Below are 7,146 nucleotides of genomic sequence, written 5' to 3'. Positions count from 1 at the left end.
TGCAGGAGCGCGAAGAACGACTCCATTGCCGCGTTGTCACCGCATGCCCCCACGCGGCCCATGGAGCCGGTCAGGCCGTGGCGTTTGAGGGCCTTGAGGAAGCGTCTGGAGCGGAATTGGGACCCGCGGTCGGAATGCACGATCACCCCGGTGGGCCGGCCTCGGTGGGCCACTGCCATCTCGAGCGCGTTGACGGCGATCCGGGCCTTCATCCGCGAGTCGATCGAGTAGCCGACGATCCGGTTGGAGAACACGTCCTTGATCGCGCACAGGTAGACCTTGCCCTCGCGGGTGCGGTGCTCGGTGATGTCGGTCAGCCACAGCGTGTTGGAGCCCTCGGCGCTGAACTGCCGGTTGACCAGGTCGTCGTGGACGGGCGCGCCGGCTTTCTTGTAGCGGGTCTTGCGCGTGGTGAACACCGATTGGATGCCGGCGATCCGGCACAGCCGCCAGACTCTGCGCTCCGAGAGCGTGTACCCGAGCTCGGTGATGTCATCGACCAGGACGCGGTAGCCGCCCTCCGGGTCATCATCGTGGAGCTGATGCAGCACGGCGATCAGTTCACGCTCTTCGGCCTCGCGGGCCGAGACCGGCTGCTTGAGCCACTTGTAGTAGCCCTGCTTGGAGAATCCCAACACCCGACACGCGACCGCCACCGCCACCCTCACGGGGGCACCGAGCGCGGCCATCTCCTTCACGAGCGGGTAGATCATTTTGGGGGCGTGATGTGAGCCTGCGACAGATACGCCGCCGCTCCCCGTAGGACCTCGTTCTCCATCCCCAACTCGCGGATCCGGCGTAACGCCTGGGCCATGTCCTTGCGCTGCTCACGATCGGTGGTCGGGGTCATCCCATGGGACTGGAAGCGAGCGTCGCGGACCCAGGCTTGGAGGGTAGCTTTGGCCATCCCCATGTCCTCGGCGACCTGCTTCTGCAGGATTCCTGAGACGACAAGCGCGACCGCGTCGCGCTTGAACTCGTCGGTGCAAGCGATCTTCGCCATGGATGCCATCCTTTCAGCACGACCCTTTCGAGGGAGTCATGCGGTCTTGGAGTCAACCAAACCTTCAACGGACCCGTGCACAAAGGGGGAGGGGACTGACCCTGTGGTCAGTCCCCTCCCCCTTTGTTATGGATCGTCTACACAGCGCCCCGCCCTGGCCGGGACACTCGCCGGCGCCGTAGGACCGGCCGCGGTCCTCACCGCGACGAGCCGGACGACGGCGATCACTGCCCTCCGACCGCACTCATCGCGGAATGCCTCAAGGCCGTCCCGAGGCACCGCGCATCGGCGAAGCCTTCCCGTCAAAGCATGGCTGGCCTCCATGCCGCCTCGCTGCATCGCCACCAGCACGGCCTCAGACCGCGGTCGCGACCTCGTACCTGTCGCGCTATGCCCCCCGCACCCATTGGAGCTGTAATGGCTGCGTGGGCAAGAAGGAGTCGTGGTGGCGTGCCCTTCGGCTCGCCGTGTGGGTGCTTGGTGGGGTGTGGGGAGGCCCCACACCATGCCGTCCCTTGGGTGGGTGGTGGTGTGGGGCCTTCGACCCTGTTTTGGGTTGTGTGCTCGGCGGTGTCCTACTCTCCCACACCCTGGCGGGTGCAGTACCATCGGCGCTGGGGGTCTTAGCTTCCGGGTTCGGAATGGGGCCGGGCGTGGCTCCCCCGCTATGACCACCGAGACGTCTTGTCGGGCCGTACACGATCCCCCGCCTTGTGGGGGGGGTTGGTGTTGGGGTTGGTCCTGGACCGTATAGTGGACGCGCAGCGTTGTTTTCTTTGCCTCACCGGCCCCGTACCGTGTGGTTGGGGGTGGTGTTGTTGTTTGTGTTGGCCAATTAGTACCGGTCAGCTCCAACCCTTGCGGGTCTTCCACGTCCGGCCTATCTACCCAGTGGTCTGCTGGGGGCCTTCCACCACCCCGAGGGGTGGTGTGGATACCTCATCTTGAAGATGGTTTCCCGCTTAGATGCTTTCAGCGGTTACCCGTTCCGAACGTAGCCAACCAGCCGTGCCCCGGGCGGGACAACTGGCACACCAGAGGTTCGTCCGTCCCGGTCCTCTCGTACTAGGGACAGGCCTTCTCAAGTATCCTGCGCGCGCAGAGGATAGGGACCGAACTGTCTCACGACGTTCTAAACCCAGCTCGCGTACCGCTTTAATGGGCGAACAGCCCAACCCTTGGGACCTGCTCCAGCCCCAGGATGCGACGAGCCGACATCGAGGTGCCAAACCATGCCGTCGATATGGACTCTTGGGCAGGATCAGCCTGTTATCCCCGGGGTACCTTTTATCCGTTGAGCGACGACCCACCCACTCGGGATCGCCGGATCACTAGTTCCTACTTTCGTACCTGCTTGACCCGTCGGTCTCGCAGTCAAGCTCCCTTGTGCACTTACACTCAACACCTGGTTGCCGACCAGGCTGAGGGAACCTTTGAGCGCCTCCGTTACATTTTAGGAGGCAACCGCCCCAGTTAAACTACCCACCAGGCACTGTCCCTGACCCGGATCACGGGCCGAGGTTCAGGCGCACGCCATAGCCAGAGTGGTATTTCAACGACGACTCCACAACCACTGGCGTGGCTGCTTCACAGTCTCCCACCTATCCTGCACAAGCCATAGCGGGCGCCAATACCAAGCTGTAGTAAAGGTCCCGGGGTCTTTCCGTCCTTCTGCGCGTAACGAGCATCTTTACTCGTAGTGCAATTTCGCCGAGCTCATGGTGGAGACAGTGGAGAAGTCGTTACGCCATTCGTGCAGGTCGGAACTTACCCGACAAGGAATTTCGCTACCTTAGGATGGTTATAGTTACCACCGCCGTTTACTGGGGCTTAAATTCACCGCTTCACCCCACGACGGGGGTTGACGGTTCCTCTTAACCTTCCAGCACCGGGCAGGCGTCAGTCCGTATACATCGCCTTGCGGCTTCGCACGGACCTGTGTTTTTAGTAAACAGTCGCTTCTCCCTGGTCTCTGCGACCCTCACCCCTAGCCCGCAAAAAGGGGCTTCAAGGCTCGGGCCCCCCTTCTCCCGAAGTTACGGGGGCATTTTGCCGAGTTCCTTCACCATGATTCACTCGTGCGCCTAGGCATACTCTGCCCGACCACCTGTGTCGGTTTAGGGTACGGGCGGCTGGCACCATCGCGTCGAGGCTTTTCTCGGCACCCCAGGATCACCCTACTTCCCCACCCGAGAAGGGCAGGTCACCATCACGTCTGACCCTTACCATCAAAGGAAGACAACCGGATTTGCCTGGCTGTCGGGCTGCTCGCTTGAACGGGCCAAGCCATTAGGCCCGCGGAGGCTACCACTGTGCGTCACCCCTGTTAACACGCTTGCCTACCTGCACGGAGGGTCCCCAGACCCCACACCACCACACCAACAGGCAGCCGAAGCCACCAGAAGGCGCGATTGTGGTGCCGGGCGTGGGTTAGCACCCGCGCGTCAGCATGGGCGGTGCTTCGCCGGTACGGGAATATCAACCCGTCATCCATCGACTACGCCTGTCGGCCTCGCCTTAGGTCCCGACTCACCCAGGGCGGACTAGCCTGGCCCTGGAACCCTTGGTCATTCGGCGCTAGGGCTTCTCACCCTAGTATCGCTACTCATGCCTGCATTCTCACTCCCGCACCGTCCACCACTAGATCACTCTGCGGCTTCACCCGGTGCAGGACGCTCCCCTACCACCCACCACCCCTGACCAGGACAAACCCGGTAGGGAACACGTGATGGGTCCGCGGCTTCGGCGGTGTGCTTGAGCCCCGCTACATTGTCGGCGCACGATCACTTGACCAGTGAGCTATTACGCACTCTTTCAAGGATGGCTGCTTCTAAGCCAACCTCCTGGTTGTCTGCGCGACCGCACATCCTTTCCCACTTAGCACACGCTTAGGGGCCTTAGCCGGCGATCTGGGCTGTTTCCCTCTCGACAACGGAGCTTATCCCCCGCTGTCTCACTGCCCCGCTATAACCCGAACGGCATTCGGAGTTTGGTTGACGTCAGTAACCCTGTGGGGCCCATCAGCCACCCAGTAGCTCTACCTCCGCCGGGGACCACGAGACGCTGCACCTAAATGCATTTCGGGGAGAACCAGCTATCACGGAGTTTGATTGGCCTTTCACCCCTACCCACAGCTCATCCCCCCAGTTTTCAACCTAGGTGGGTTCGGTCCTCCACACGCTCTTACACGTGCTTCAACCTGGCCATGGGTAGATCACCCCGCTTCGGGTCTAGACCGTGCCACTTAACTCGCCCTTTCAGACTCGCTCTCGCTACGGCTACCCCCCAAGGGTTAACCTCGCGACACGGCGCTAACTCGCAGGCTCATTCTTCAATAGGCACGCCATCACCCCCACAAAGGAAAGGCTCTGACGGCTTGTAAGCGCCCGGTTTCAGGTACTATTTCACTCCCCTCCCGGGGTACTTTTCACCATTCCCTCACGGTACTATCCGCTATCGGTCATCAGGAGGTATTCAGGCAGCCAAGTGGTCTTGGCAGATTCACACAGGATTCCACGAGCCCCGTGCTACTCGGGAACGCACCCACGCAGCCAGCATGGTTTCACCTACGGGGCTATCACCCACTACGGCCCCCCTTCCCAGGAGGTTCAGCTACCACACCAGTTTCTCACTGCGCCCACCCCCGGCAGAGGATGGAAGAACACGCCCCACAACACCGCACACGCAACCCCTGCCGGGTATCACACGCACACGGTTTAACCATCATCCGCTTTCGCTCGCCACTACTCACGGAATATCTTCTCCTACGGGTACTGAGATGTTTCACTTCCCCGCGTCACCCCCCGCACCCTATGAATTCAGGTACGAGTGACACGACATAACTCGTGCCGGGTCCCCCCATTCGGACACCCTCGGATCACAGCCCGTCAGCCGGCTCCCCGAGGCTTATCGCAGGCCACCACGTCCTTCATCGGCCCCTGATGCCAAGGCATCCACCGAACGCTCAAAAAAACAAACAAAACAACACACACAACAAAAACACGTGTGTGTGCGCAAAGATCAAAGATGCTCGCGTCCACTATACAGTTCACAACCAACCCACCCACACCACCCACACCCACACACCCGCAAGCAACAAAACCAGCAGGCACCGTGTGAGCCCAGACAGCAGGGCCACCAGGGCGTACTGCCCCAGACCCCGACAGCATGCCACCCCCAACCCCAAGCCAACCCCCATCAAAAGAGGACAACCAGGAGGCCAGGGCACCCACACCCACCCACCAAGAAGGAGGACGGGACACGGGCGGTTTCTCATGCACACAGCTTCCGACAGGAACCCAGCCTGGCAGCCGCCCCCCAACCTCACCGGGAGACCGTCACCACCACACCAGGGCACCCCATACTCCTTAGAAAGGAGGTGATCCAGCCGCACCTTCCGGTACGGCTACCTTGTTACGACTTCGTCCCAATCACCAGCCCCACCTTCGACCGCTCCCCGTAAGGCCACGGGCTTCGGGTGTTGCCGACTTTCATGACGTGACGGGCGGTGTGTACAAGGCCCGAGAACGTATTCACCGCAGCGTTGCTGATCTGCGATTACTAGCGACTCCAACTTCACGGTGTCGAGTTGCAGACACCGATCCGAACTGAGACCGGCTTTAAGGGATTCGCTCCGCCTCACGACATCGCAACCCTCTGTACCGGCCATTGTAGCATGCGTGAAGCCCAAGACATAAGGGGCATGATGATTTGACGTCATCCCCACCTTCCTCCGAGTTGACCCCGGCAGTCTCCCGCGAGTCCCCACCACAACGTGCTGGCAACACGGGACAAGGGTTGCGCTCGTTGCGGGACTTAACCCAACATCTCACGACACGAGCTGACGACAACCATGCACCACCTGTGAAAGCGCCCCACAAGGAGGAAACCCCATCTCTGAGGCAGACGCTCACATGTCAAGCCTTGGTAAGGTTCTTCGCGTTGCATCGAATTAATCCGCATGCTCCGCCGCTTGTGCGGGCCCCCGTCAATTCCTTTGAGTTTTAGCCTTGCGGCCGTACTCCCCAGGCGGGGCACTTAATGCGTTAGCTACGGCGCGGAAACCCCGGAAAGAGCCCCCACACCTAGTGCCCAACGTTTACGGCGTGGACTACCAGGGTATCTAATCCTGTTCGCTCCCCACGCTTTCGCTCCTCAGCGTCAGTAACGGCCCAGAGACCCGCCTTCGCCACCGGTGTTCCTCCTGATATCTGCGCATTCCACCGCTACACCAGGAATTCCAGTCTCCCCTACCGCACTCAAGCCGGCCCGTACCCACCGCAAGCCCCCAGTTAAGCCAGAGGATTTCACGACAGACGCGACCAGCCGCCTACGAGCTCTTTACGCCCAATAATTCCGGACAACGCTCGCGCCCTACGTATTACCGCGGCTGCTGGCACGTAGTTAGCCGGCGCTTCTTATCCAGCTACCGTCAACCACCCCACAAAGAAGATGGCCTGCTTCACTGGCGAAAGAGGTTTACAACCCGAAGGCCTCCATCCCTCACGCGGCGTCGCTGCATCAGGCTTGCGCCCATTGTGCAATATTCCCCACTGCTGCCTCCCGTAGGAGTCTGGGCCGTGTCTCAGTCCCAGTGTGGCCGTCCACCCTCTCAGGCCGGCTACCCGTCACCGCCTTGGTAGGCCATCACCCCACCAACAAGCTGATAGGCCGCGAGCCCATCCCCCACCAGAAAAAACCTTTCCAAACCCACCCATGCGAGCAGGCCAGAATATCCCGTATTAGCTACCCTTTCAAGCAGTTATCCAGAAGAAGGGGGCAGGTTACTCACGTGTTACTCACCCGTTCGCCACTCATCCACCCCAGCAAGCTGGAGCTTCACCGTTCGACTTGCATGTGTTAAGCACGCCGCCAGCGTTCGTCCTGAGCCAGGATCAAACTCTCCAAACAAAAAACACAAACCATAAACCAACCCCAACCAACAAGCCAGGACCAGCCACAGAAAGCATCAAAAAAGTCCAGAAAACCAGACCAGGCCCAACCCACCCCAGATCCGACGAGGAAAACCAAGGCAGGCAAACCAAAACAAAACAAGAACAACCAACCCCAAAAAACCAGGGCCAGCCATCCCACTATGGCATAAAAAACATGACACACTATCGAGTTCTCAAACAACACACCCA

General features: G+C 60.5%; 3 rRNA genes and 1 pseudogene. All 4 read right to left on the bottom strand.

The window, feature by feature from the left end:
• A pseudogene (locus CYJ26_RS10450) lies at positions 1 to 1,003 on the bottom strand (IS3 family transposase); the annotation flags it as partial.
• 562 nt (positions 1,004 to 1,565) lie between these two features.
• A 5S ribosomal RNA gene (gene rrf, locus CYJ26_RS10445) occupies positions 1,566 to 1,682 on the bottom strand.
• Between the two features lie 137 nt (positions 1,683 to 1,819).
• A 23S ribosomal RNA gene (locus CYJ26_RS10440) occupies positions 1,820 to 4,983 on the bottom strand.
• Between the two features lie 391 nt (positions 4,984 to 5,374).
• Positions 5,375 to 6,913, bottom strand: a 16S ribosomal RNA gene (locus tag CYJ26_RS10435).
• The 16S, 23S and 5S rRNA genes sit together here, the layout of an rRNA operon.
• Positions 6,914 to 7,146: the final 233 nt, after the last annotated feature.

This window comes from Actinomyces urogenitalis (assembly GCF_002861525.1).
GTDB lineage: Bacteria > Actinomycetota > Actinomycetes > Actinomycetales > Actinomycetaceae > Actinomyces > Actinomyces urogenitalis.
This window is presented reverse-complemented; position numbering and strand designations above follow the sequence as displayed.